23 protein-coding genes and 1 tRNA gene are annotated in these 23591 nt (G+C 64.9%); 7 read left to right on the forward strand and 17 right to left on the reverse strand.

The annotated features are described in order from the left end of the window. Positions 1–51 precede the first annotated feature (51 nt). On the forward strand, positions 52–1074 hold the full coding sequence (locus KW845_RS15000; RefSeq protein WP_218370082.1) for a tripartite tricarboxylate transporter substrate binding protein: 1023 nt from the start codon (positions 52–54) through the stop codon (positions 1072–1074). A 35-nt stretch (positions 1075–1109) separates the two neighbouring features. Here the strand turns inward: KW845_RS15000 and KW845_RS15005 are convergent, their stop codons facing one another. Beyond that, positions 1110–1829: a FadR/GntR family transcriptional regulator gene (locus tag KW845_RS15005; RefSeq protein ID WP_218370083.1), complete on the reverse strand. Its 720-nt coding sequence runs from the start codon at positions 1827–1829 to the stop codon at positions 1110–1112. 79 nt (positions 1830–1908) lie between these two features. Between KW845_RS15005 and KW845_RS15010 the strand changes: the two genes are divergently transcribed. Then, positions 1909–2718, forward strand: a complete 810-nt coding sequence (locus KW845_RS15010) for a sulfite exporter TauE/SafE family protein (protein WP_370628233.1) — start codon at positions 1909–1911, stop codon at positions 2716–2718. 85 nt (positions 2719–2803) lie between these two features. Here KW845_RS15010 and KW845_RS15015 read toward each other — a convergent pair. The 6 genes from KW845_RS15015 to KW845_RS15040 form a co-directional block, all read right to left on the reverse strand. Next, a tRNA-Val gene (locus tag KW845_RS15015) sits at positions 2804–2878 on the reverse strand. A gap of 75 nt (positions 2879–2953) precedes the next feature. Further along, positions 2954–3679, reverse strand: a complete 726-nt coding sequence (gene dnaQ, locus KW845_RS15020; protein WP_218370085.1) for a DNA polymerase III subunit epsilon — start codon at positions 3677–3679, stop codon at positions 2954–2956. Between the two features lie 6 nt (positions 3680–3685). Further along, positions 3686–6778, reverse strand: a complete 3093-nt coding sequence (locus KW845_RS15025; protein ID WP_218370086.1) for an efflux RND transporter permease subunit — start codon at positions 6776–6778, stop codon at positions 3686–3688. After that, on the reverse strand, positions 6775–7884 hold the full coding sequence (locus KW845_RS15030) for an efflux RND transporter periplasmic adaptor subunit (RefSeq protein ID WP_218370087.1): 1110 nt from the start codon (positions 7882–7884) through the stop codon (positions 6775–6777). The genes KW845_RS15025 and KW845_RS15030 overlap by 4 nt, the downstream gene beginning before the upstream one ends. A 208-nt stretch (positions 7885–8092) precedes the next feature. Beyond that, entirely contained in the window at positions 8093–8557 is a 465-nt protein-coding gene (gene rnhA / locus KW845_RS15035) for a ribonuclease HI (RefSeq protein WP_218370089.1), read from the reverse strand. Positions 8558–8602: 45 nt separating this feature from the next. Further along, on the reverse strand, positions 8603–9376 hold the full coding sequence (locus tag KW845_RS15040) for a class I SAM-dependent methyltransferase (protein WP_218370091.1): 774 nt from the start codon (positions 9374–9376) through the stop codon (positions 8603–8605). An 18-nt stretch (positions 9377–9394) separates the two neighbouring features. On the opposite strand from KW845_RS15040, the gene gloB reads away from it, so the two are divergent. From gloB to fabI, 3 genes are all read left to right on the forward strand, one after another. Beyond that, on the forward strand, positions 9395–10204 hold the full coding sequence (gene gloB / locus KW845_RS15045; protein ID WP_218371385.1) for a hydroxyacylglutathione hydrolase: 810 nt from the start codon (positions 9395–9397) through the stop codon (positions 10202–10204). 10 nt (positions 10205–10214) lie between these two features. Further along, on the forward strand, positions 10215–11597 hold the full coding sequence (locus tag KW845_RS15050; protein WP_218370092.1) for a LysM peptidoglycan-binding domain-containing protein: 1383 nt from the start codon (positions 10215–10217) through the stop codon (positions 11595–11597). Positions 11598–11685: 88 nt separating this feature from the next. Then, on the forward strand, positions 11686–12468 hold the full coding sequence (gene fabI, locus KW845_RS15055; RefSeq protein ID WP_218370093.1) for an enoyl-ACP reductase FabI: 783 nt from the start codon (positions 11686–11688) through the stop codon (positions 12466–12468). A 35-nt stretch (positions 12469–12503) separates the two neighbouring features. On the opposite strand, the gene KW845_RS15060 is transcribed toward fabI, so the two are convergent. Continuing rightward, positions 12504–12902: an OsmC family protein gene (locus KW845_RS15060; RefSeq protein WP_218370094.1), complete on the reverse strand. Its 399-nt coding sequence runs from the start codon at positions 12900–12902 to the stop codon at positions 12504–12506. 141 nt (positions 12903–13043) lie between these two features. On the opposite strand from KW845_RS15060, the gene KW845_RS15065 reads away from it, so the two are divergent. Then, entirely contained in the window at positions 13044–13727 is a 684-nt protein-coding gene (locus tag KW845_RS15065) for a tellurite resistance TerB family protein (protein WP_218370095.1), read from the forward strand. Positions 13728–13764: 37 nt separating this feature from the next. Here the strand turns inward: KW845_RS15065 and nadC are convergent, their stop codons facing one another. Both nadC and KW845_RS15075 read right to left on the reverse strand, forming a co-directional pair. Then, positions 13765–14634 carry a carboxylating nicotinate-nucleotide diphosphorylase gene (nadC, locus tag KW845_RS15070; RefSeq protein WP_218370096.1) on the reverse strand — a complete coding sequence of 290 codons (870 nt, stop codon included), beginning with the start codon at positions 14632–14634 and terminating at the stop codon, positions 13765–13767. Between the two features lie 178 nt (positions 14635–14812). Continuing rightward, positions 14813–15751: a hypothetical protein gene (locus KW845_RS15075; RefSeq protein ID WP_218370097.1), complete on the reverse strand. Its 939-nt coding sequence runs from the start codon at positions 15749–15751 to the stop codon at positions 14813–14815. Between the two features lie 177 nt (positions 15752–15928). Between KW845_RS15075 and KW845_RS15080 the strand changes: the two genes are divergently transcribed. Then, a complete protein-coding gene (locus KW845_RS15080; RefSeq protein ID WP_218370099.1) occupies positions 15929–16162 on the forward strand; it encodes a hypothetical protein in 234 nt (77 codons plus the stop codon). Positions 16163–16169: 7 nt separating this feature from the next. Here KW845_RS15080 and KW845_RS15085 read toward each other — a convergent pair whose 3' ends face one another. From KW845_RS15085 to KW845_RS15115, 7 genes are all read right to left on the reverse strand, one after another. After that, entirely contained in the window at positions 16170–16964 is a 795-nt protein-coding gene (locus KW845_RS15085; protein WP_218370100.1) for a molecular chaperone, read from the reverse strand. A 5-nt stretch (positions 16965–16969) separates the two neighbouring features. Beyond that, the gene (locus KW845_RS15090) at positions 16970–18079 is read right to left on the reverse strand and encodes a fimbrial protein (RefSeq protein WP_218370101.1); all 1110 of its coding nucleotides are present in this window, start codon (positions 18077–18079) and stop codon (positions 16970–16972) included. After that, complete coding sequence (locus tag KW845_RS15095) at positions 18066–20573, reverse strand: fimbria/pilus outer membrane usher protein (protein ID WP_218370102.1); 2508 nt, start codon at positions 20571–20573, stop codon at positions 18066–18068. The genes KW845_RS15090 and KW845_RS15095 overlap by 14 nt, the downstream gene beginning before the upstream one ends. Before the next feature lie 23 nt (positions 20574–20596). After that, complete coding sequence (locus KW845_RS15100) at positions 20597–21364, reverse strand: molecular chaperone (RefSeq protein WP_218370103.1); 768 nt, start codon at positions 21362–21364, stop codon at positions 20597–20599. Between the two features lie 85 nt (positions 21365–21449). Next, positions 21450–21587: a hypothetical protein gene (locus KW845_RS15105; RefSeq protein WP_218370104.1), complete on the reverse strand. Its 138-nt coding sequence runs from the start codon at positions 21585–21587 to the stop codon at positions 21450–21452. A 240-nt stretch (positions 21588–21827) separates the two neighbouring features. Further along, on the reverse strand, positions 21828–22364 hold the full coding sequence (locus tag KW845_RS15110) for a fimbrial protein (protein WP_218370105.1): 537 nt from the start codon (positions 22362–22364) through the stop codon (positions 21828–21830). A 369-nt stretch (positions 22365–22733) separates the two neighbouring features. Beyond that, positions 22734–23456 carry a LytTR family DNA-binding domain-containing protein gene (locus KW845_RS15115; RefSeq protein WP_218370106.1) on the reverse strand — a complete coding sequence of 241 codons (723 nt, stop codon included), beginning with the start codon at positions 23454–23456 and terminating at the stop codon, positions 22734–22736. Between the last annotated feature and the right edge of the window lie 135 nt (positions 23457–23591).

Genomic DNA, 23591 nt, shown 5'->3' on the forward strand with positions numbered 1-23591 from the left:
CGGCCACCAGGCCGCGGGGTTCCGCAGTCCCTCATATACCAAGGAGACATCATGCAGACAGATCAACGATTCGGCATCGTCGCACTGCCACCCTGCCGCGCCATGGCAGCCAGCCTGCGGCGCTGGCTGGCGTGTTCGCTTGCCGGGCTGGCAATGGGGTGTGCGGGCCAAGCGGCCATGGCGGCCTATCCCGAACGGCCGGTGCACCTGATCGTGCCCTTTGCGGCCGGCGGCTTCACCGACATCGCGGCGCGCGTCCTGGCCCAGGAGCTGTCGAATCAGCTGAAACAGCCGTTCGTGGTGGAGAACCGCGCCGGTGCCGGCTCGACGCTGGGAACCGACTATGTGGCCAAGTCAGACCCCGACGGCTATACCCTGGCGCTGATTTCTTCCAATCACGTGACCAGCCACTACTTGTACAAGAACTTGTCTTACGATCCGCTCAAGAGCTTCACACCCATCGCCAAAGTGGCCGACAGCCCTTATGTACTGCTGATCAACGCCAACCTGCCGGTCAACAATGTCAGCGAGTTGGTGCAGTTGGCCAAGACCAAGACTTTGAACCTGGGCAGCTCGGGCAACGGCAGCACGCAGCACCTGATGGGCGCGCTGTTCATGAGCAAGACTGGCATCAAGCTCAGCCATGTACCGTACCGGGGTAGCGCGCAAGCCATGCAGGATCTGGCTGCCGGCTTTGTCGAGACCAGCTTCGCGGCCATCTCGAACAGCCTGGCTAATCTGCAGGCCGGCAAAATCAAGGCGCTGGGGGTGACCAGCAAGCAGCGCAGCCCCTACTTGCCCGATGTGCCGAGCCTGGACGAAGCGGGCGTAACCGGCTACGACGCGGTGGTCTGGCTGGCTCTGGTGGGGCCGGCCGGCATGGATCCGGCAGTGGTCGACCAACTGAATCGCGCCGCACAAGCCGGTTTGAGCAAGCCCGAGGCGCGCAAGGCGCTAGCGGCCGCAGGCGTGGACGTGCGGCTGAGTTCGCCGAAAGAGCTGGCCGACTATATGGTGCAGGAAGAAAAACTGTGGGGCGATGTCATTCGCGACATCAACCTGAACATCGACTGATGGCGGCCCGCGGCATCCGTGCACCAGGCCCGTGCTCAGCCTTGGTGGCCGATCAGTTCGCCGCTGATCTTGCGCAGGTGATTGACGCACGCCGTCCGGGCCCGCCCGGCATCGCGCGATTGCAGCGCGCTGACGATCTCACGGTGCTCGGCTTCGCGTGCGGCTCGGCGGTCGGGCGTGACACTGCGGCGTTTCAGTTCGCCCCATTCGGCCAGGTCGCGCGCCGAATTCAGCGTCTGACAGATATCGATGAGCAACCGGTTGTGGGTGGCTTCCGCGATAGCCTGGTGGAATTTTCCATCCCAGTGCTCGAACGCGTCGAGAGAACTGGCCGCCTCGGCGCTGCGCATGGCCGACCTGATGCGGTCCATGTCCGCGCTATTGGCATGCAACACCACCAGCGCGGCCAGGTGCGGCTCGATCATCATGCGGGCTTCAAGGATTTCTTGCGGGCTGGCATCGCGCGCGACGGGCGCAATGGCTGGCCCGACGGCATCTGCGGGCACGTCGGCAATATAGGTGCCGCTGCCCATGACCCGCACGATGCGCCCTCTACCCTCGACCCGTGCCAGCGCCGCGCGGATGGCGCCGCGCGAGACCTCGAAGCGCTCGGCCAGTTCGCGCTCAGTGGGAAGGCGCGCGCCAGGACTGTATTCCGGCCCGTCGATCAGGCGGTTCAGCGCTTCGTCCAGAGTCTGCGCCAAGGCGGCGCGCGTACTTTCGGGCTGTGGGGCTTTTACAGCTTGGCTGGTCATGGTGGGGTGGCGGAATTGGACGCTAATTTGTAACAGTTACATTATAAACCAACACCTACTTAGGTTAACCAATTTTCCCGTGACAGACACTCTCTTTATTGAACTGGTATTGATCGGTGCCGGCAGCGGCGTGCTGGCGGGCTTGCTGGGCATTGGCGGCGGCATGGTCATGGTACCTATCCTGACATTCCTGCTGTCGGCTCGGGGCGTCGAAGCCGGACTGGCAGTGAAAATGGCGATCGCCACCTCGATGGCGGTAATTGTGTTCACATCGATTTCCAGTGTGCGCGCCCACCACAAACGTGGCGCGGTGCGCTGGGACATCGTCATGCGGCTGGCCCCGGGCATCGTGTTGGGCAGCCTGGTCGGCAGCCTGGGCCTGTTCGCCGTGCTCAAGGGCTCGTACCTGGCCATTGTCTTCGGTGTATTCGTCCTGGTGTCGGCGACCCAGATGCTGGTGGGCGCCCGGCCCACGTCCAGCCGTGACCTGCCCGGCACCGCGGGCCAGGTTGCCGCGGGCAGCGTGATCGGCCTGATCTCGGGCCTGGTGGGCGCCGGCGGCGGATTCATCAGCGTGCCATACCTGGCCTGGTGCAACGTGGCTATCCATACAGCCGTTGCCACCAGCGCCGCACTGGGCTTTCCCATCGCCATCACCAACGTGCTGGGGTTTGTGATCGCGGGCCATAACCTGCCCAACCTGCCGCCCGGTGCCTTCGGCTACCTGTGGCTGCCCGCGCTAGGCTGCATCGCGGCAGCCAGCGTGATAACTGCGCCCTGGGGGGCACGCCTGGCCCACAACCTGCCCGTGGCCACGTTGAAAAGGATATTCGCCTGCCTGCTGTACATCCTGGCGATCTACATGTTCTGGAAGGGCGTGCGCGGCTAGTAACGGCCAGCCCGCCCAAACTCAACGAAAAGGACGCCGCAAAATGGCGAAGGGCCGGCAACTGACGTTGCCGGCCCTTCCAATCTGGTGGGTGGTACAAGTTTCGAACTTGTGACCCCTGCCGTGTGAAGGCAGTGCTCTACCACTGAGCTAACCACCCAAAGAGGCGAAATTCTAGCATACCAATTTGGGGCCGCGCAAACGCGCGCAGCCGGCCTGCTTGGGCTCGACGGGCTCAGGTGTTGGCCAAGGCCGGGGCGTCCAGCGCCCGCCATACACAGGCCCCGCCCACGGATTTGTCCAGGCTGGCCAGGTACTGTTCGTGCTCGGCCAATTCGTCGGCATCCGCGGCCTGCACCTGCAATACCGATCCGTCGAACGATCCCAGCGCGATACCGGCGGCGCCGCCCTGCCCCGCGTCATCCACGTCGATCAGCAGCGCATCCTGGCCGCGCGTCATGGCCAACCAGACTTCTGCCAGCAATTGCGAGTCGAGCAAGGCGCCGTGCAGGGTACGGTGCGCATTGGAAATACCGTGCCGATCGCACAGCGCATCCAACGAGTTGCGCTTGCCGGGATACAGCGTACGCGCGTGCAACAGCGAATCGGTGATCTGGGTGCAATACTGGGCGATCTCGCCGTGGCCGGCGCGCGCCAGTTCGGCGTTGAAGAACTTCACGTCGAACGAAGCGTTATGGGCGATGAGCTCGGCATCCCGGATGAACTCGAGAAACTGCGCCGCCACGTCGGCAAAGCGCGGCTTGTCGGCCAGGAACTCGGTGGTCAGCCCATGTACCGCCAGCGCTTCGGGGTCGCTGTCGCGGTCGGGATTCAGATAGATGTGCAGGTTGTTGCCGGTGGCTGAACGGTTGATGAGCTCAACGCAGCCTATTTCGACAATGCGGTGGCCCTGCACAGGGTCCAGACCGGTGGTTTCAGTATCGAAAATGATTTGGCGCATGGCAGGCTATTCGGTAGTGGGTGGCGTGCCGTGGGGCGCGGCATGGCCGGCGTCCTGGGCAGCGTGGCCCGGCTTGCGGCGCACCGCTGCGATCAGCGTGTAGGCCACCGGCACCACGAATAAAGTCAGTAGTGTACCCAGCATCAGCCCGCCCACCAGCACCCAGCCGATCTGCTGGCGCGATTCGGCGCCGGCGCCCTGGGACACCGCCAGCGGCAGGGTGCCCAGCACCATGGCGCCGGTGGTCATCAAGATGGGGCGCAGCCGCAGCACACTGGCCTCGACCACCGCGTCGACCAGGTCATGGCCCTGGTCGCGCAACTGGTTGGCGAATTCCACGATCAGGATGCCGTGCTTGGTAATCAGCCCCACCAGGGTGATCAGCCCGATCTGGCTGTAGATGGACAAGGTGCCGCCGCTGAGCCACAAGGCAAGCAGCGCGCCGGTCATGGACAGCGGCACCGACAGCATGATGATCAGCGGGTTGCGCCAGCTTTCGAACTGCGCCGCCATGACCAGGTAGATGAAGGCCAGTGCCATGGCAAACACCAGGTAGATGCTGCCCGACGAATCGCGGAACTCGCGCGCCTGGCCGTCCAGGTCGGTGACCACGGTATGCGGCAGCACTTGGCGCGCCACCTCGTGCATGTGGTCGAGCACTTCGCCCAGCGCGTAGCCGGGCGCCACCGCCGCCTCGACCTTCACGGCGCGCAGGCGGTTGAAGTGGTTGAGCGATTGAGGCGATACGCTTTCGTGCACGGACAACAAGTTGTCCAGTTGCACCATGCTGCCGTCGCGGGTGCGCACGTAGATGCCGGAGATATCGGTAGGGTTGACGCGATCGCGGGGCAGCACCTGCACGATCACGTCGTACTGCTCGCCGTCGTCCTTGAAGCGGGTGACCTGGCGTCCGCCCAGCATCGATTCCAAGGTGCGGCCGACCACATCGACCCCGGCGCCCACGTCGGCCATCTTGTCGCGGTCTACCTGTACGCGCAGTTCGGGCGTATTCAGGCGTAGATCGGTTTCCAGGTTCTGCAAGCCTGGGTACTTGCGCAACTGGTCCAGGAAGACCTCAACCAGCTTGGCCAGTTCGGGATACGAAGCCTGGCTCATGATGATGAACTCCACCGGCTTGGTCCGGGCCGACTGCCCCAGCGATGGAGGATTGGTCGGAAACGCCTTGATGCCTGGCAGCGCGGCGAACTTGGGCTGCAGCTCGCGGGCGATCTCCTGCTGGGTACGGGTGCGCTGTTCCCAGGGCTTGAGCCGCAGGATGGCAGTCCCGTCGCTGACCGTGGGAAAGCCGACCGACACCTGGTTTGCGGCGCCTTCGGGGATGTCGGCGTAGAACCGCTCGATCTCGAGCATGCTCTCCAGCGTGTAGTTCAGTGTTGCGCCCTCGGGTGAGGTGACGGTGCCGAAAATCACGCCACGGTCTTCGATAGGCGCCAGTTCACTTTTCACCACCGAAAACAGCACACCACTGGCCGCAGCCACCGCCAGCCCCAATACCACCACCACCGCGCGGTGTCGCAGCGCCACCCCCAGCATGCGCCGGTAGCCGCGCGCCAGCGCATTCAACCAGCCTTCGACCAGGTTGTACCAGCGGTTGTGGCGCGGCTCGTGGCGCAGCAGTACCGAACACATCATGGGCGTCAAAGTCAGTGCCACAAAGCCCGATACCAGCACCGCGCCGGCCAGGGTCAGCGCAAACTCGATGAACAGGCGGCCGGTGCGACCAGTGGCGAACACCAGCGGGGCATACACGGTGACCAGCGTCAGCGTCATCGCCACCACCGCGAAGCCGATTTCCTTGGCCCCCTGGAACGCCGCCTGCCGGCGCGGCATGCCTTCTTCGATGTGGCGAAAGATATTTTCAAGTACCACGATGGCGTCATCGACCACCAACCCGATGGCCAGCACCATGGCCAGCAGCGTCAGCGTGTTGATCGAGAAGCCGAACAGGTACATCAGCGCGCAGGCGCCGATCAGCGATACCGGGATAGTGACGATAGGGATGATGCTGGCGCGCAGATTGCGCAGGAAGAAGAAAATGACCAGCACCACCAGCACGATGGCTTCGCCGATCGTGCGGAAGACCGAGGCAATGGAGCGCTCGATGAAGGCCGACGTGTCGTAGGCAATATTCAGCTTCATGCCGGGCGGCAGCGTCTCGTTCAGGCGCTCGACCTCTTCGCGCACCGCCTTGGACAAATCCAGCGGATTGGCAGTGGACTGGCGCGTCAAGCCGATATTGATGGCCGGCCTTCCGTTGAATCGCGACAGGATGCGATCGTCGGCTGCGCCGATCTCGACCTTGGCCACGTCGCGCATGCGCACCGGATAGCCCTTGACGTTGGCCACCACGATGTCGCTGAATTGCGCGACCGTCTGCAGATCGGTGGACGACACGACGGTGAACTCGCGATCGCGCGACTCGATGCGCCCAGCCGGGATCTCGACGTTCTGGCCGGCCAGCGCCGTCTCGACGTCCTGCACGGTCAGATTGTAGGCCGCCAGTTTGTCGCGGTCGACGTAGATACGCATGGACGGCAGGCGCTCGCCATACACGCGCACTTCGGCCGCGCCAGGCAGCACCGACAGGCGCGTCTTGATATAGCGATTGATATAGTCCGAAGTCTGGATCGTCGACAGCGAACCGGACTCGACCGCGATGTTGATGATGGGAATCGCATCAGCCTCGACCTTGCCGATGATGGGCTCGTCGATTTCGTCCGGCAGATAGCGGCGCGCCCGCGAGACCTTGTCGCGCACTTCGGCCGCGGCCGCGTCGGGATCGCGCGACAGGTCGAACTTGATGTTGATCTGGCTGCGCTCGGTACGACTTCGCGAGGTCATGACGTTGACGCCCTCGATGCCGGCCAACTGGTCTTCGAGCGGCTTGGTGACCTGCGATTCGATCACCTCGGGCGAGGCGCCCTTGTAGGTGGTATTGACCGAGACGATGGGCTCGTCGATGTTGGGATATTCGCGCACGGTCAGGCGCGAATACGAGATCAACCCCACCAGCACGATGATCAGCGACAGCACCGATGCGAACACCGGGCGCTTGATGCAGATCTCGGACAGGATCATGATCGTTCCGCCTGGACCGGCGTGCCGGCGGCTGCCGGCACGATGTCGACCGGTGCGCCGTCGGTCAGGCGCTGGAAACCCGCCACCACGACCTGGTCGCCGGCGGCGACTCCGGTCAGGATCTCGACCTTGCCGTCGCGGCGTTCGCCCAGCGTGACTTCGGCGCGGTGCGCGCGCCCGTCACGCACATTGAATACGTACTGCGCCTGGCCCGATGGCGCCAGCGCCGCTTCGGGCACCGCCAGCACCTGGTCGGCGCCAAACAGCAGCTGCACCCGGGCGAACATGCCGGGCCGCAAGCGGGAATCGGGATTGGGCACCGTGGCGCGCAGCAGGATCGAACGCCCGCCCGCATCCACCAGCGGGCTGACAGCATAGACCTCGCCCTTGCGCTCTTCGCCCGGCAAGGCATCGAGCCGCACAGTCAGGGACTGGCCCATCTTGACCTTGCCGAAATACATTTCGGGCACGCGGAAATCCACCTTCAAGGGATCGATGGCCTCGAGCGGGGCCAGGTCTTGCCCCTGGTCGACGTAGTCGCCCACTGACATGCTGCGCAGGCCGACGATGCCGGCAAACGGCGCACGTATGGTCATTTTGTCGAGCCGCGCCTGGGCCAGGGCGGCGGCCGCCTGCTGCACCTTGAGGTTGCTGGCGGCCTCGTCGCGCGCCTGCTGGCTGACGAAACCGCGGCCCTGCAGGTCGACGGCCCGCCGGTAGTGGCTTTGGGCCAGCGCCAGGTTGGCGCGCGCCTGGTCGAGTTCGGCGCGCGGCACGGAGTCGTCCAGTTGGATCAGCACTTGCCCAAGCTTGACCGGCTGGCCTTCCTGGAAATCGATGTGCTGGATGCGGCCGGCCACTTCGGGCCGCAGCACCACCGATTCATCGGAACGCAGGCTGCCCACCGCGGAAATGCCGCGCGTGAACGTCAGTTGCTGCACCTTGGCGACTTCCACCCGGATCGCGTCGGGCGTTTTCGCCGCCGGCGCAGTCGTATCGGCGGACGGGGCGGCGGGCGCCCCCAGCCAGCGCGGTGCCCAAAACCCCAGGGCCGCGCCCGCGGCGAGCCCGGCCGCAACGGCGGCCAGCAGAACGGCTTTTTTCATGCGAAATGATGGCGGTGCAGTGGAACGCCCGGCCGTGGCATATGCCCCGGGCGCTATGGAAACAAGGAAGCGGCATGGCACTGTAGCACCAGCTCTTACATACTGGCACAAATACGCGCCAGCCGGTATGTCGGGCGGGGCAGTTATGGGGTATTCCCCAGTACCCAGCCCGGCCTGCGTGCCGCGGCTTCCGGTAAGGCCGCCCGCCCTAGCGCTTGCGCAGGCTGTCGACGCCCTGGTTCGCCAAGGCGTCGGCGCGTTCGTTGCCTGGATCGCCGGCATGGCCGCGTACCCAGCGCCAGGCCACCTGGTGGCGTGCCACCTGCTCATCCAGCGCTTGCCATAGCTCGGCGTTTTTCACGGGCTTCTTGTCAGCCGTCAGCCAGCCACGACGCTTCCAGTTGGCCAGCCATTCGGTCATGCCTTTCATCACATATTGGGAGTCGGTATGGATGAGCACCTTGCATGGACGCTTCAGCGTACGCAGGCCCTCGATGACCGCCAACAGTTCCATGCGGTTATTGGTGGTGCCGGCCTCGCCGCCGTGCAGGGTTTTTTCATGGGCGCCGGCGCGCATCAGTACGCCCCAGCCGCCGGGCCCCGGATTGCCCTTGCAGGCGCCGTCGGTCCACATTTCGACCTGCTGGTCATCTTGGTTGCTGTCTATTTGCATCTTTCTTGGTGTGAAACTGGCATGCCGGCAGGGTGCCGGCCGCCTTCAGGGTTTGCCCGGCCCGGCCTGGCGGTTGACCGCCACCGATGCCGCGCGGGCGCGTTTGCGCCGCGATTTCTTCCAGGCCGGCCCGATCAGCCGCATGCCCGCCACCCGCTTGACGGCCGACACGACATAGACTGCGCCGCCCAGCGGCCACCAGCGCCGGCCGTAGTTTTCCATGAAATGCCAGCGCTGCAGCCACTTTTCAGTGCGACAGGCGGGCGTGTAGCAGCCGAAGCGGCCGGGTCCGACATTGAACGACAGCAGCTTCAGCCAGTCTTTCAGGCGCGGCAAGGATACCTGGGCCGACGGCGGATGCGGCAGCCACTGCTCCATGGCGGGCATGCGGTTGCGCGCGCCCCAGAGGCTCCAGGGGTTGAAGCCGGAGATCACCAGTCGGCCCTCGGGCACCAGCACGCGCTCGGCCTCGCGCAGGACTTCGTGCGGGGCGTCGGTGCATTCGAAAGCGTGCGGTAGCACCAGCAGGTCGAGGCTTTGCGATTCGAACGGCAGGGCGTCCGGGCGTGCCACCACGCAGCCCTGCCAGTGCGCGGCCTGCTCGGGTGTGGGCATCTGCGAGCCGACCCAGCCCTTGAACGGCATGCGGTTGGCCTGCAGAAAATTGATCTCGGCCAAACCGACCTGCCAGGCGTAATATCCGAAGACATCCGCTACCATGGCGTCGAACTGCGCGCGCTCCCAGGCCAGGACATATTCGCCCGGGGGTGTCTGGAACCATTCGGCCAGTTCTACAATCGGCGGAGTTTCTTCGGTCAAGTCGACATTCCTGAAATGATGCAAGCCATGCCTGCCCCTGACGGCGACGGCGCCGTTGTGCCGCTACCGGCCTTTTCGGACAACTATATATGGGCCATTGTGCGCGGTGGCCTGGCCGCCGTGGTCGACCCCGGCCAAGCCGGCCCGGTGCTCGAGCTGCTGGCGCAGCGCGGGCTGCAGTTGCGCGCCATTCTACTCACCCATCATCACGGCGACCATGTGGGCGGTGTGCTGGAATTGCTGCAGCACGCGCCGGCCACCGTGTATGGCCCGGCACATGAGCGCCTGCCGCACTGCGACATACCCCTGGCCGAAGGCGACCGCGTATCCCTGCCCGAGCTCGACCTGGACCTGTCGGTGCTGGACGTGCCCGGCCACACCGCCGGCCATATCGCCTACCATGGCCACGCCGCGGGCCAGGCGCCGCTGCTCTTCTGCGGCGATACCCTGTTCGCCGGCGGCTGTGGCCGGCTGTTCGAGGGTACCCCGGCGCAAATGCACGCATCGCTGGAAAAATTCGCCGCTTTACCGGCCGATACACAGGTTTGCTGCGCACACGAGTACACTCTAGCCAACTTGCGCTGGGCCATGGCGGTTGAACCCGCCAACCGCACCCTGCATCAGTGGTATCAGCGGGCCCAGCAGTTACGCGAGCAAGGCCGTCCCACCCTGCCGTCCACCCTGCGGCTGGAGCAAGACACCAATCCATTCTTGCGTACACGGCAAGCCGATGTTGCCCAGGCTGCTGCGGTCCAGTCCGGACGTGCTCTCGACACGCCCGTGGCCATTTTTGCAGCCTTGCGTGAATGGAAGAACGATTTCAAGTGACGACCCGCCGATGACCCTGCTACGACTCCTGCTACCCCTTGTTCTCGCCATGCTCGCCGGCTGCGCCGGCACCACGCACCAACCGGTACAGGCCGTCGCCACCACCAAGCAGCAGTCTTCGGACCTTGCCAAAGACACTTCCCGCACCGTCGATCTCACCAATCCGCCCGTAGATGCCTGGGACCGCATTCGGCGCGGCTTTGCGATTCCCAACCTGAATACCGAACTGGCCCAGGAATGGACCGACTACTATGCGGCCCACCCCGAGTCGGTGCAACGCATGGCCGAACGCGCCGGCAAGTACCTGTACTTCATCGTCGATGAAATCAACCGGCGCGGCCTGCCCACCGAACTGGCCCTGCTGCCCTTCGTTGAAAGCGCCTACAACCCCACCGCGCTGTCGCGCTCGCAAGCCTCGGGCCTGTGGCAGTTCGTGCCGACCACCGGGCAATACTTCAACCTGAAGCAAGACTGGTGGCGCGACGAGCGCCGCGACCCCATCGCCTCGACCTACGCCGCGCTCGACTACCTGGAAAAGCTGTTCGAAATGCAGGGCGACTGGTACCTGGCCCTGGCCTCGTACAACTGGGGCGAAGGCTCGGTGCAGCGCGCCATGGCCAGGAACGAAGCGGCCAACCTGTCTTCCGACTACCTGTCGCTGGACATGCCCGAGGAAACGCGCAATTACGTTCCCAAGCTGCAGGCCATCAAGAACATCATTGCCAACCCGCGCAAATATGCGGTGGTGCTGCCACCCGTCGAGAATTCGCCGTACTTCGCCATGGTGCGCAAGGACCGCGATATCGACCTGGAAGTCGCCGCCCGGCTGGCCGAGATGCCGCTGGAAGATTTCAAGGCCCTGAACCCTTCGTTCAACCGGCCCATGATCCGCGGCGAACACCAGCCGACCCTGCTGCTGCCCACCGACCGGGTCGACACGTTCAACGCCAACCTGCTGGCCTACAAGGGCGACCTGAGTTCCTGGAAAGTCTACAAGCCCCGGCGCGGCGAATCGTATGCCTCGATTGCCAAGCGCTTCGGCGTGTCGGAAGCCGAACTGCGCCGCGCCAACGACATATCCGGCCGCCGCAAGGTAGCCAGCGGCAGCACCCTGCTGGTGCCCGGCAGCGGCCAGGGCGGCGTGCAGCTCGCGTCGCTGGAAACGCCCCCGGGCGCGCTCGAGTCGGCACCCTCGCGCACGGCGCCCGCCACGCGCAACAGCCGCCGTGCCAACGTGCGCACCCACAAGGTACAGTCCGGCGACACCCTGTTCGGCCTGGCCAGGCGCTACGGCACCTCAGTCGATGCGCTGCGCGCGCTCAATAATCTGAAGAGCAGCAACCTGAAAATCGGCTCGCAATTGCGCGTTCCGGGCACCGGCACACGCGGCTGACCGCCCTGGGCATCGGGCGGCGCCCGGCGCGGGTCCGGATACACTCTAAAATACTGGTCTTCCGTACGGAATTCTAAGGACACGACACATGGGTTTTCTCGCCGGCAAGCGCATCCTGGTTACCGGGGTGCTTTCCAACCGTTCCATCGCCTACGGCATCGCCCAAGCCTGCCACCAACAGGGCGCCGAACTGGCCTTCACCTATGTGGGCGACCGCTTCAAAGACCGTGTCGGCGAGTTCGCTGCCGAATTCGGCAGCGATATCGTGCTGCCCTGTGACGTGGCCGAAGACACCCAGATCGAAGCCGCGTTCGCCGAGCTGGGCAAGCGCTGGGACGGCCTGGACGGCCTGGTGCATTCCATCGGTTTTGCGCCGCGCGAAGCCATTGCCGGCAACTTCCTCGACGGCCTGTCGCGCGAGAACTTCCGCATCGCCCACGACATCTCGGCCTACAGCTTCCCGGCCATGGCCAAGGCGGCGCTGCCCCTGATGGAAGGCCGCAAGTCGTCGGTGCTGACCCTGACCTACCTGGGCGCCGAACGCGTGGTGCCCAACTACAACACCATGGGCCTGGCCAAGGCCTCGCTGGAAGCCAGCGTGCGCTACCTGGCCTCGGCGCTGGGCCCGCGCGGCATCCGGGCCAACGGCATTTCGGCCGGCCCCATCAAGACCCTGGCGGCCAGCGGCATCAAAGATTTTTCGGCGATCCTGAAGTTCGTCGAGGCCCACGCCCCGCTGCGCCGCAACGTCACCATCGAAGAAGTCGGCAACGTGGCGGCCTTCCTGCTGTCGGACCTGGCCGCGGGCGTCACCGGCGAAATCACGCACGTCGATTCAGGCTTCTCGACCGTGACGGCGGGCATGGAATAGCCTGCCTGGCCCGCCGCTGGCGGGCCCGCCCACCTTTAGGCCGGGCGCACCACCAGCGTCGACACCTGCACATCGACCGCGGTCATCAACTTGTGCAGCGGGCACTTCTCGGCCACCGCGAATAGTTCGTCGATCTGCGCGTCGCTCAGCGCGCCGTGCAGCGTCAGCTTGGCCGTCAGCCGGTAGACGCCCTTGCGCTCTTCGCCGGCATCGCGCACCACGTCCACATCGACCGATTCCAGCGGTATTTCCTTGCGCTGTGCGTACAGCATGACCGTCATGGCCTTGCAGCCGCCCAGCGAAGTATCGAAATAATCGTGCGGATCAGGCCCGGCGCCTTGCGGCTGCGGCATGTCCAGCGGCAGCTCGTGGCCTTCGGCCGTGGCGGTGAACTGCAGGGCTTGGGGAGCGTTCTGGCGTACGCGTATGGTCATCGGCGGTCTCCGGCAAAGCGGCCCGGCGGGCCGTCCGTCCTTTGTAGCATTTCCCGCACACGATCGGTTACTGACAACAAACTGAACTCTTGGGGACCCGGACGGTCAGACGAGGTTCCGAATTCTTGACAGGAGGCCGCCATGAGCGCCCGCCAGCTACTCGATCAATTACTGCAATCCGGACAAGGCCTGGCCCGCGACGCCTCCACGCGCGTGCAATCGGCCACCGCGGGCGGCAATGCCCCGTCGTTCCTGGCCGGCCTGGGCGGCGGCGCACTGGGGGCCGGCGCCCTGGGCCTGCTGATGGGCGGCAAGAAAGCCCGCAAGATCGGCGGCAAGGTCGCCATGTACGGCGGCATGGCCGCGCTGGGCGCCCTGGCCTATCGCGCCTATGGCGACTGGCAGCGCAACCAGTCCGCCCAGGCGGGCGCCCCGGCCCCGCAAACGCTCGACCGGCTGCCGCCTGCCCAGGCAGAACAACACAGCAGCGCCATCCTGACCGCCATGATCGGCGCCGCCAAGGCCGACGGCCATATCGGCCCCGAAGAACGCCACTTGCTGGAAACCGAACTGGGCAAGCTGTCCGCCGACGCCACCGACCAACGCTGGCTCGAAGCCGAACTGGCCCGTCCGCTGGACCCGGCCGCCATCGCAACGGCCGCCCAGACTCCCGAAATGGCTGCCGAAATGTATCTGGCCAGCTTGCTGGTAGTGGACGAAGAAAGCTACATGGAACGCGCCTACCTGGACGAACTGGCGCGCCAGCTGAAACTGGCGCCCGACCTGAAGACCCAATTGGAAGCGCAGGTCAAGACGCCGGCCTGACACCCACCGTTCGCGGCGCGCAGCGAGCTGGGCAGCATCAGCTATCCAACCCGATATCCAGCACCCGGGCGCTGTGCGTCAGCCACCCCACCGCGATCAGGTCGACGCCGGTGGCAGCTACCTCGGGGGCCGTGTCCGGCGTGATGCGGCCCGAGGCCTCGGTGACGGCACGGCCATTCACGCGGCTGACGGCGGCCCGCAGCGTGGGCAGGTCCATGTTGTCGAGCAGCACGACGTCCACGCCGATTTCCAGCGCTTCGTCCAGCTGCTCCAGCGTATCCACTTCGAGTTCGATCTTCACCATATGGCCAACGCCGGCGCGTGCCCGCTGCACTGCCTGGCGTACGCCGCCGGCCACCGCCACATGGTTGTCCTTGATCAGCACGGCATCGTCCAGGCCATGGCGGTGGTTGCTGCCGCCGCCCACGCGTACCGCGTACTTCTGGACGAAGCGCAGGCCGGGCAGGGTCTTGCGGGTGCAGGTCACTTTGGCGCCATAGGACCGGATGGCATCGGCGATGGAAGCCGTGCCGGTGGCCACGCCGCTCAGGTGGCACAGGAAATTCAGCGCGGTACGCTCGGCCGTCAGCATGGCGCGCGCCGGGCCGGTGATGACGGCGATTTCGGAACCGGCCTGCAGCCGTGCCCCATCGGCCAGCACCGGCCGGAAGTCCAGGCTCGCATCCATCAGCCGGAATGCCAGGCGCGCCAGGTCCAACCCGGCCAGCACGCCTTCCTGGCGGGCCACCAGGCGCGTACGCGCCTGGGCATCGACCGGCACGATGGCGTCGGTGGTCAGGTCGCCCGCGCGGCCCAGGTCTTCCAGCAAGGCCGCCCGCACCAGCGGCTCGAGCATGATGGTTGGCAGCGGCGCGACGGGCATCGCCAGATCGGGGGCAGAGTCCATATTTATGCTCACGATGAGTATTTATGGGATAAAAAAATCGGCAGATCTGCCGCAATACTTATGCTATGACTGAGTATAAGTGGTGTCAAGAGGGGATTGCCCTGGCGCAAGGCCCGGCTGCCTGCAAGAGCGCCCCAACACCCGTGGGCATAACGGTTTCTGCCAACACAGCCGGCGTTTATTCGGGCTGGCGCGCCAATGGCAGCTTGCTGCCCGCAATGGCGCGCTCGAGCAGCACGTCGCGCCGGAAGCGAAACAGTTTGGCCGGCCGGCCGGCGGTGCCGGTCGCCATGCCACCGGTTTCCTCGACCAGGGTTTGTTGTTCGATCAGGCGCCGAAAGTTCTGCTTGTGCAGGCCGCGCCCGGCCAAGGCTTCAACGGCCGTCTGCAATTGCAGCAGCGTAAAGGCCGGCGGCATCAGTTCGAACACGACGGGCCGATATTTGATCTTGGCGCGCAGCCGCGCAATGCCGGTGGCCAGGATGCGGCGATGGTCATGGCGCATGGCCTGCCCCGGCAGTGCGGCGCCGTCGGCGGGCGGCGCCTCGCGGGTGGCTTCGGGCACCAATCCGGCCTCGAACAACAATTCGTAGCGCTGCAGCACCATGTCTTCGTTCCAGGCGGCGCCGTCCAGCCCGAACGTCAGCGCCGCACGCTGGCGGCGCAATGCCTGTGCCGTGCGATCGCCCGCGGCCCGCGCCCAGGCCTTCAGGCGTGGCGCGATCAGGTCGTTGACCAGCACGGGCGGCCCGTCGCGGTGGTCTTCCCAGGGGAAGTAGCGGTACCAGTCCTGCCAGCCGACCTGCGCCACGCCGGTTTCGCCCGCTTCGCGCGTCAAGCCCAGATAGCTGACCGAGATGGTGCGCCGCCCGCCGTCGTCGGAACGATCGCGGTCGGCAAAGGTGTAGAGCTGTTCGATGTACCCCAGCGGGTGATGCGTCTGGGTTTCCACCCAGGCCCGCAGGCCGGCCTGCAAGGATCGATGTTCCAACTCGAACGGCCCTGCCGGCAACGCGCTGGCGTCTTCGGTGGTCAGCACGCGCGGCTGGCCCTGCGTGACGGCCACCAGCACGGCGACGAGTTCGGCGGAAACAGAGCGTTCGATGGGATCGGTCAAGGCGGGGGGCGCGCGGCAACGGTGGCGAAGCCTGGATTATAAGAGCCGGTGCGCTGCAACAGCCCCTTGCAAACGACACATGCCGTCAACCCCTTCGGGCCCTGCGGGGCCTAACATGAAAGGCAAGTCACGCAGGCAGCGGCACCGAGCCGCAACGCTGCGCAACAGGAGGTCATCATGAACAAGACTGCCCGACAGAATGTTCCTTCCGAGCATGCCGACGACCGCTGGCCGAAAGCGCCCACGCACGCCAGCAAGGGCACCGGCACCATGCCCATGCCCGATGACGCCCCCGACGTGGCCGGCCGCGCCCGGCGCGGCCGCGCCATTGCCGAACCGGGCGACCCGGGCGTGATCACGCCCGAAGACGACGTACTGGACACTTCGCGCCTGCATCGGCAGGGTCGTTGACACCCGGCTATTTCGAGCCGGCCGCCTCGGTCAGGGTGCCAACCCCTTCGACCACCACGCCCAGGTCATTGATGACCGAATAAAACACGCGGGTGCCGGCGCCCTGTCCCGGCCGGCCCCGCCCCATCGGCAGGTCCACGCTCGCCCACGGTTTCAGCATATCCGGCGGCGCCAGCGCCTTGGCGGCAGGGTCTTTCCGGCTGCCTGTGCCAATGGCCAGGTCAAGCAGGGTCTGGTGAACCGGCGTGGGATTGGTGATGCGCAATACGCTGCCCTGCCCCTGCCGGCGGGATTCGAAACGCAGCGCTTCGTGCGCATTGAGTCCGGCCGCCGGCATCCCCGCGGGGCGGAAAAACAGCTTCACGCGGGTGCGAAAGGAAATCTGCAAAAGATCGGTCTGCGGGCTTCCCGCCTTGGGAGGAATTTCCAGGATATTCAGCCAATACACCGATTCCCGGTCAGCGGGTGGGCCGGCGCGGCCGGTGTACATGATGCGCAGGCGTTGCGTGGCGGCTGGTTCCAGGCGCAGTATGGGCGGCACCACCAGGAACGGCACCGCGATGTTCTGCGGATCGGCCGCCCGGTCTCCGGTATCGATCCACACCTGCAGCAACACCGGCTGGCTTGCCTCATTGGTCACCCGCGGCGTGGCTTCCGGCTGTTTTGCCGAAATGATCAATCGGGTATGGCTGAGCGATACCCCGCCCTGTGCCACGGGCACGGCCAAAGCCAATATCGCGATCGCCACGCAAGCCTGGCGCAGCAGCGCCCGGATAGTCCGGTGTAGGGTTCGATATCGCATATGGGCTATTTGTAGTCCAGCGTGAACGTCACCGACGAACGTACCGTGCCGGGGGTGATGGCCGGTTCGGTTTGGTACAGCGAGGCCTGCAGCGGCACGGTGTAATTGCCGGCCTGGGCGGGGTCGTATTCAGTCAGGGGATACACCGTGCCGAAAGTCACCGGCGTGCCGTCGCCCCTTGCCAACTGGATACCGATTCCGCTTGCCGTGGAAGACGGGGCAAGCGCCACGACGCCTTGCGCGGCGTTCAATATGCTGGTGGTGGGCGCAAAGCTGTACCCAATACTCTGGTACCCCGCGGGGCAATTGTTGAATGCCAGATTGAATGGCCGGGTTGCCGCCGTGCTGCCTATACCGTTGAACGCAGTCAGGGAAACGGTTGAGAACACCACATTCACGTTCGGCGTCGTGCACGTGCCGCCCGCAACCAGGGCAATGGTGTTGGGCCGCGCCTGGGCGATCCGGTAAGTCAGTCCTCCTACCGAGCTCAGGTTGCCGTCGGCCTGAAGGTGCCGCAAGTACATGGGATCGAAAATCGTGACCATCGCGGGCAATACCGCGTTCTGGCGCCGATACAAGCGAATCTGGACGTCCGCCCCCACGGAAAAGGGTTGGCCGTTGTTGTACGAAATGGGAAAAGACACGGGCGGCGTCTGCTGCCCGCCCGTCGCGATCGTCAGGGGCTGCCAGTCGGAAGCCTGGCCGTTGACGGTGAAACGCCAGCGTGCCACGTAGCTCAAGGCAGGGTCGTTGGTCATGTACAGGGCGTAGGCCTGGCCATCGACATTCACAGAGCCTTCCCGCACGTACGGCGGGTATCCCTGCACGGTCAATTGCGCCGTGCCCGCGGACTGCAGCAAGGGCAGCGGCGTGCATCGCCACGCAGTGGGGTTCGGTGCGCTCAGCCAGGGCCCGATCGGATCGCCGACCTGCGTATCGCGGCCCACGAATATCGTGGCCGGACTGAAGTACTGGTAATAGATGTGGCCCGACGAACTGGCATCGCGAAGGCAGTCGGCCCAGAAGCCGTCGGCATGCGCGGCGCAGGCTGACAATGCCAGCGCGGCCAGCCCGAAGCGGGCCCCGGCGTGCCGGCGCTTGTCAGTCTGGATCATGTTCTGCTCCTGGGGCCGGGCCGCACGTGGCGTCCAGCTCGCGAAAGCCCGCCCCCCGCGGCGCGGCAATCCGGGTCACGTCATAGGGCACGACACAGTTTTTTTCCGCCTCGTCGCCCCATCTGACCGATATCGTCCCCTTCCGGGCAGGCAAGCGCACCAGCGCCTGGCCCGCCTGCGCCACGAAGCCGATGTTGTTGCCTTGCGGGTCCAGGACGGCAGCGCCGAACGGCAAGGTGTTTCCCTGCAGGTCGGTAAGCGTCATCAGCACCGAATACCCGCTTTCCGTTTCGAACTGGACCAGGGCAATGGCCCCGGCGGTGGGTGCCAGGCGCCGGCTGGTCTCTTTGACCTCTACATCGGTGGAAAGCCCTTTGGGGTCGATTTCAACCGTATTCTGGCGGTATGGACTCAGGTAGGGAACAATGGCCCGCCCCCGGCGATCGAGCCGTACGCCGCTGTAATTGGTGACGCGCGCGCCCCGGGCATCCCTGGCCTCGACCAGGGCGGCAGTGTCGCCCAGCATCGGGCCCAGCACCACGCCGCCCGAATACGCCACGATGCCACCCGAGATGCTGGCGCTGTATTGCTTGTAGCCGCTTGCGCCGGAGGCACTCGCCCCGATATTGGCAAACGGCGCCGACCACGATCCCGAGGCGCCGCCCGTGGTCTCGCGCGGGCCCGGCCGGCCATCGACCGTGCTGGCGAAGGCGCTGTAGCCGAACTGGTTGTCGCTGCCCGCCACGCCCGAGACCGAGGCCTGCACCCCCTGGGAATGCTGGTCCCGGCTATAGCTGGCGCTGAGGTTCGGCGCCCCCAGTCCAGCCCCTAGCGGCACTGACAGGGTCAGCATGACCTGGTTGTTCCATTCTCCCGAAGCAAGGTTGCGCGTCCGTCCGGCACTGATGCCGTAGTTCACTTTCCTGAACCGGTTGTTGTATTGGGCCTGGAACTGAGTGTCGGCCCCGCTTCGGCCCCAGTAATCTTGCCGCGAGGCGTTCAGGCTGAGGGCTCCCCAGCCTTCGGGCAGTGTTTGTGTCAGGCTCAACTGGAAACGGTGGCGCCGGTCTTCCAGCGACCGGTACGGCCAATCGGGATCGCCGCCGGAAAGCCCGCGCAACACGAATGCATCCGTGGCTTCGTAATAGCCCGAGCTGGAATACCGGTAAGCCGCCAGCGCCACGTTGGTGCCGACCACGGGCAGTATGTTCGAATAGGCCAACCGTATGCGATGGCCGTTGTGATCGTCGTCGTCCAGCTCGGTACGGGCGTAGATAAGATCCGACGAAAATGCGCCCAGCCGGGTATTGAGCCCGACGCCGCCCGCGATGGCGTTGTACCCATCGGCGGCCGTGATGCCGGTGTAGCCGGTGACCACGTTGGAAAACCCATGCCGCAGGGTGCCCATGAAGAGCGAGGGCGTATCGTCCACCAAGTTATTGCGGAACTGGCCTGCCGTCAGGCTGTAGCGCGTTACGCCCGGACGCAGCAATTCGGGCATGGACGCGAATGCCACGGTAAACGTGTGTTCGCTGCCATCGGCCTCGGTAATCGTGACCCGCAGGTCGCCGCCGAAACCAGTGGGGTACAGGTCATCGATAATGAACGGCCCCGGCGGCACGGTGGTTTCGTAAATCAGGTTGCCCTGCTGCGTGATACGCACCCGGGCGTTGCTGTTGGCGATGCCCTGCACTACCGGCGCGAAGCCGCGCTGCGAATCGGCATACATGCGGTCTTCGGACGAAAGCTGCAGGCCCCGGAAGCTGAGGCTATCGAAGACCTGTCCATCGGTAATCGCATCCCCCACCGTCAGTCGGCTGCGCCACGGCACGATACCCCGCTCGGCATAGGCGGCAATGCCCTGGTACGACGTGCCGCGCCCGCTGCCCGCATTCAGCGCGCTTCGATAGCGAAGCCGCCATTTCCCCACGTTCAAGCCGGCCCGCAGGCCCAGGTAATGGCTGGTATTGCTGCCCAGCGACGATGCAGAACTATCGGTGTGATAGGCCAGGTAGTCGTACTGCAGCATGCCTGCCGTGATGCCGTCGTCCCAGAGTTCGGGGCTGACATAGCCGCGGGCGTGCCGCCGCAGCAGCGTCTGCGGTGCTGTCATGTCCAAACGCAGTTCCGCGCTGTCGAAGACGGCCTGCGCACCCTCGACGATTTCGCCCAGCGGCTGGCATACCGGGCCATCCTGCAGGGCGGCACGCACATCGGCACCCACCGTGTCGAGATCGAAGCCGACGCTGTCGAGCAACTGGATATCGAAACAAGGCTGCGCCCCGTCGGCACCCATGGCAGGAAGGCGAAAATCGACCCGGTAGCGGCCTTTCCATGCGTCATTGAGCGTCACGTCGACCCGGTGTACCCCTGCGGGCATGGCAGTGCCTTTCGAAAACATGCGGATATCCACCGGCGAGCGCAAGAACGAATCGTCGAACTCGACCTCTGCGGTGTACGCCGGCGGCGCGCAAGCCAAGGTGATTCCCGCCATGATTGCCCGCCGCCATGATCGGGTTAACTGGCGAGTTTTTGCTGGCATGATGCTGCGCTCTTGCTCTGCCCGGACGTATCCCCCCCAAAGTCGTTGATCACGCTGTAATGCACCGCCAGGCCCGCCGAGGGCGCGCCCTTGAGCTGCAAGTCGAAGGCCCGCTCGCTGGCGGGGGCGATCATGCGGTCTTGCCGGCTGGGCAGCTCGCCGGCCATGCTGCCGTCGGCGCGGCGCAATAGCAGCGAACGAAACGTAATGTGGTAGGGCGTGGGGTTGCTGACGCGCAATTTCCTGGCGGCGGCATCGTAGCTGAAACATAACTGTTCGTGCGCCCGGGCTGCGGTACCGGCCAGCCCGGCAGGCCGATAAAACACCTTGATGCGCGTCCGGAACGAGAACATCAGAAGGTTGTCTCCCGCGGCCAGATTCTCGGCAGGCTTCGGCGGTATCTCGACGACGTTCAACCAGAACAGGCTTTCCTGTCGGCGCTCGGCAACATCGCCCATGCGAATGACGCGCAGCGCCTGTCCTTTCTGTGCCTCGATCCGCGCAACGGGCGGCGTCAGTACGAAAGGCGACTTCGCCTTTTGGGGCGTGGCGGCGAAATCGCCGTCGTCGATCCAGGCCTGCATCAGCACGGGCTGCTTGCCGTTGTTTTGCACCTGCACGGTCACTTCGCCAGCCGCCCCGTCGATCACCACGCGCGTGCCGTGGATCACAATGGCAGCGGCCGACATTCCCGCCCAGCCGCACAGGGCCAAAGCCATCGAGTATTTGATTAGTGAGATCATTTGGACGAAGACGCCTATGGCCTGTTGATCGAAGCCGCGCGGGCGCGCAAGGTAGCCGCCGTGCTGCCCATCCGGCGCGGCCCTCTTACTGGTATTGAATGGTGTAGTCGACCCTGGAGACCCGCGGACTTGCCGCCCCTACGCGCAGCGAGCGCTGCAAAGCGTTGAGCAATTCGATCTGCATGCCATCGGCGGTGGCCCTGACGGGCCGGCGAAATTGCATCGCTGCTCTCCTTGGATGAGAACGACAAAATCGCCTGAACGATGATACGCGCAAGTTTTTCACCTGAGGAGTACGGGCGCACCTCGGCAGAGATGCGATCGATGAAACAATCCACCTTCGAATTTCCAGATTGGCCAGCTTCATGCAAGCAATCTGCCGCACGGATCGTTTGCGCAAGCAGGCGGGTTTGACGCCGCCCCTGCCGGATCAGAATGCTGCCTGCAGCCCGCTGACGCGCACCTACTCGTACTGGATGGTGTAATCCACCCGCGTCCCGACGGTGCCGGCAGTGGCCGGGCCGGTGGCGTAGTAGCGCGCGAAATAAGACATGGTGCCGGCACCGCTGGAAATATCGACCGCGGTGTCGCCCTGGTTCAACCGGCCCACCGCGATAGGCGCCGAGAGCGCGTTGAGCAATTGCACCTGCACATTGCCGGCCGTGCCGGTAACGTTGTTCAGGTGACCCGTGATGGCGTCGACGCTGGGGCCCATCTCGAAATGCGTATGGGCGGTGTTCAGGGTCGGGCCGGCGCAGCCCGTCAAATTGATATTGAACGGCGTGACACCGGCCGTGCTGCCCGCAGTAGCCAGTGCGGCGATCGAGGCGCTGGGCATGGTCACGGTGGCATTGTTGGTGGCGCCGTTTACCGAGATTTCGCAGGTAACGTCGGAAATCAGGCCTTCGAAATTAATGGTGCCGTCGATGGCAAACGCCGCAGACGAGACTGCCATGGCCGCGATGGCGGTTACCGGGATGATGTGCTTGGGGAACGTCATGGTTACTCTCCTGTAGAGCCAAGTTGAACCCTCTCCGGGTAATGAAATTAAGAACGACTGGGTAAGGAGAGGACCGGATTATTCTTCTGGATTCAGAAGCGCGAAAATTTCGCTTCAAATATCGCATCCGGCAAAGTTCGAGCAGAGAATACGGGCGAGGTTCAACCTTCCATTTGCGCTAGATCAAACATCAGGCCGACACCTTTATTGCCAGCCGATGTAGAACGTATTAATGGAACAATCGACGGCAGATTTGGAAAGTTGATTCACATAAACGGGTTAATTCATGTGCCTCACGCGGCATTGATTGCCGCTTGATTCTTCCCCGGGCCAGCTGGGGTGCACGGCCTGGCGGCGCCTGCGGAACAGTCAGCCAGGATCGCCGCGACGGCGTTCGTCGAGCGCGCCGCGCAAGCGCAGGAACGCCGTACGCCCCAACTGCAGCGGCAGCGCGTCATTCAGGAACTCCACCCTGGCCGACAAGCCGCCGTCGGCCACCACCTTGCCGACCTGATCCAGGTTCACGACGATAGACCGCGACACTTGCGCGAAGGGCAAGGTGCCCAGTTGCGGCAGCAAGCCCTTCAGGGTGGCATAGACCAGGTGAGTTTCTGCGTGCTCGGCATGCAGCTTCACATAATCGCGCTGGGCCACCAGCGCCGCCAAGGCATGCGCCCGGATGAGCTGGCTCTGCCCGTGGTTGCGCACGGTAAGAAACGGCGCATCGCCCCAGGGGCGGTTCAAGCGCGCATACAGGCGCTGCACCGCCTGGCGCAGGCGTTCGATCCCGACCGGTTTCAACAGGTAGTCCACGGCATCGACATCGAATGCGCGGGTGGCGTACGGCGCGTGGGCAGTGACGAAAACAATGCACGGCTGGTATTGCAGTGCGCTCAGTACGTCGAACGACGTGCCCAGCGTCAACTCGATATCCAGGAAGATGGCGTCGGGCCGGTGCAGATTGATCAAGTCGATCGCGCTCTGCATGCAGGCCGCCTCGGCGACCACCTGCGGGCCATCCAGCGATTCGATCAAGCGGCGCAAGTAGCGGCGCGCCGGCGCCTCGTCGTCGACGATGACGATGCGCATCATGGTGCTGCCCCCGGCGGCCATCTGGGAAACGCTACCTGCGAGTGTGAATCCAATGCGGTCTTCCCCAAAACAGCCGCCCGTAGCGGGCATCGATGCGGGTGCGTCGCTTGCGGGGCATTGGCCGGAACATCGGCT

Origin of the sequence: Bordetella sp. BOR01, assembly GCF_019218885.1 — a bacterium.
In the GTDB taxonomy this organism is placed as follows: domain Bacteria; phylum Pseudomonadota; class Gammaproteobacteria; order Burkholderiales; family Burkholderiaceae_B; genus Bordetella_A.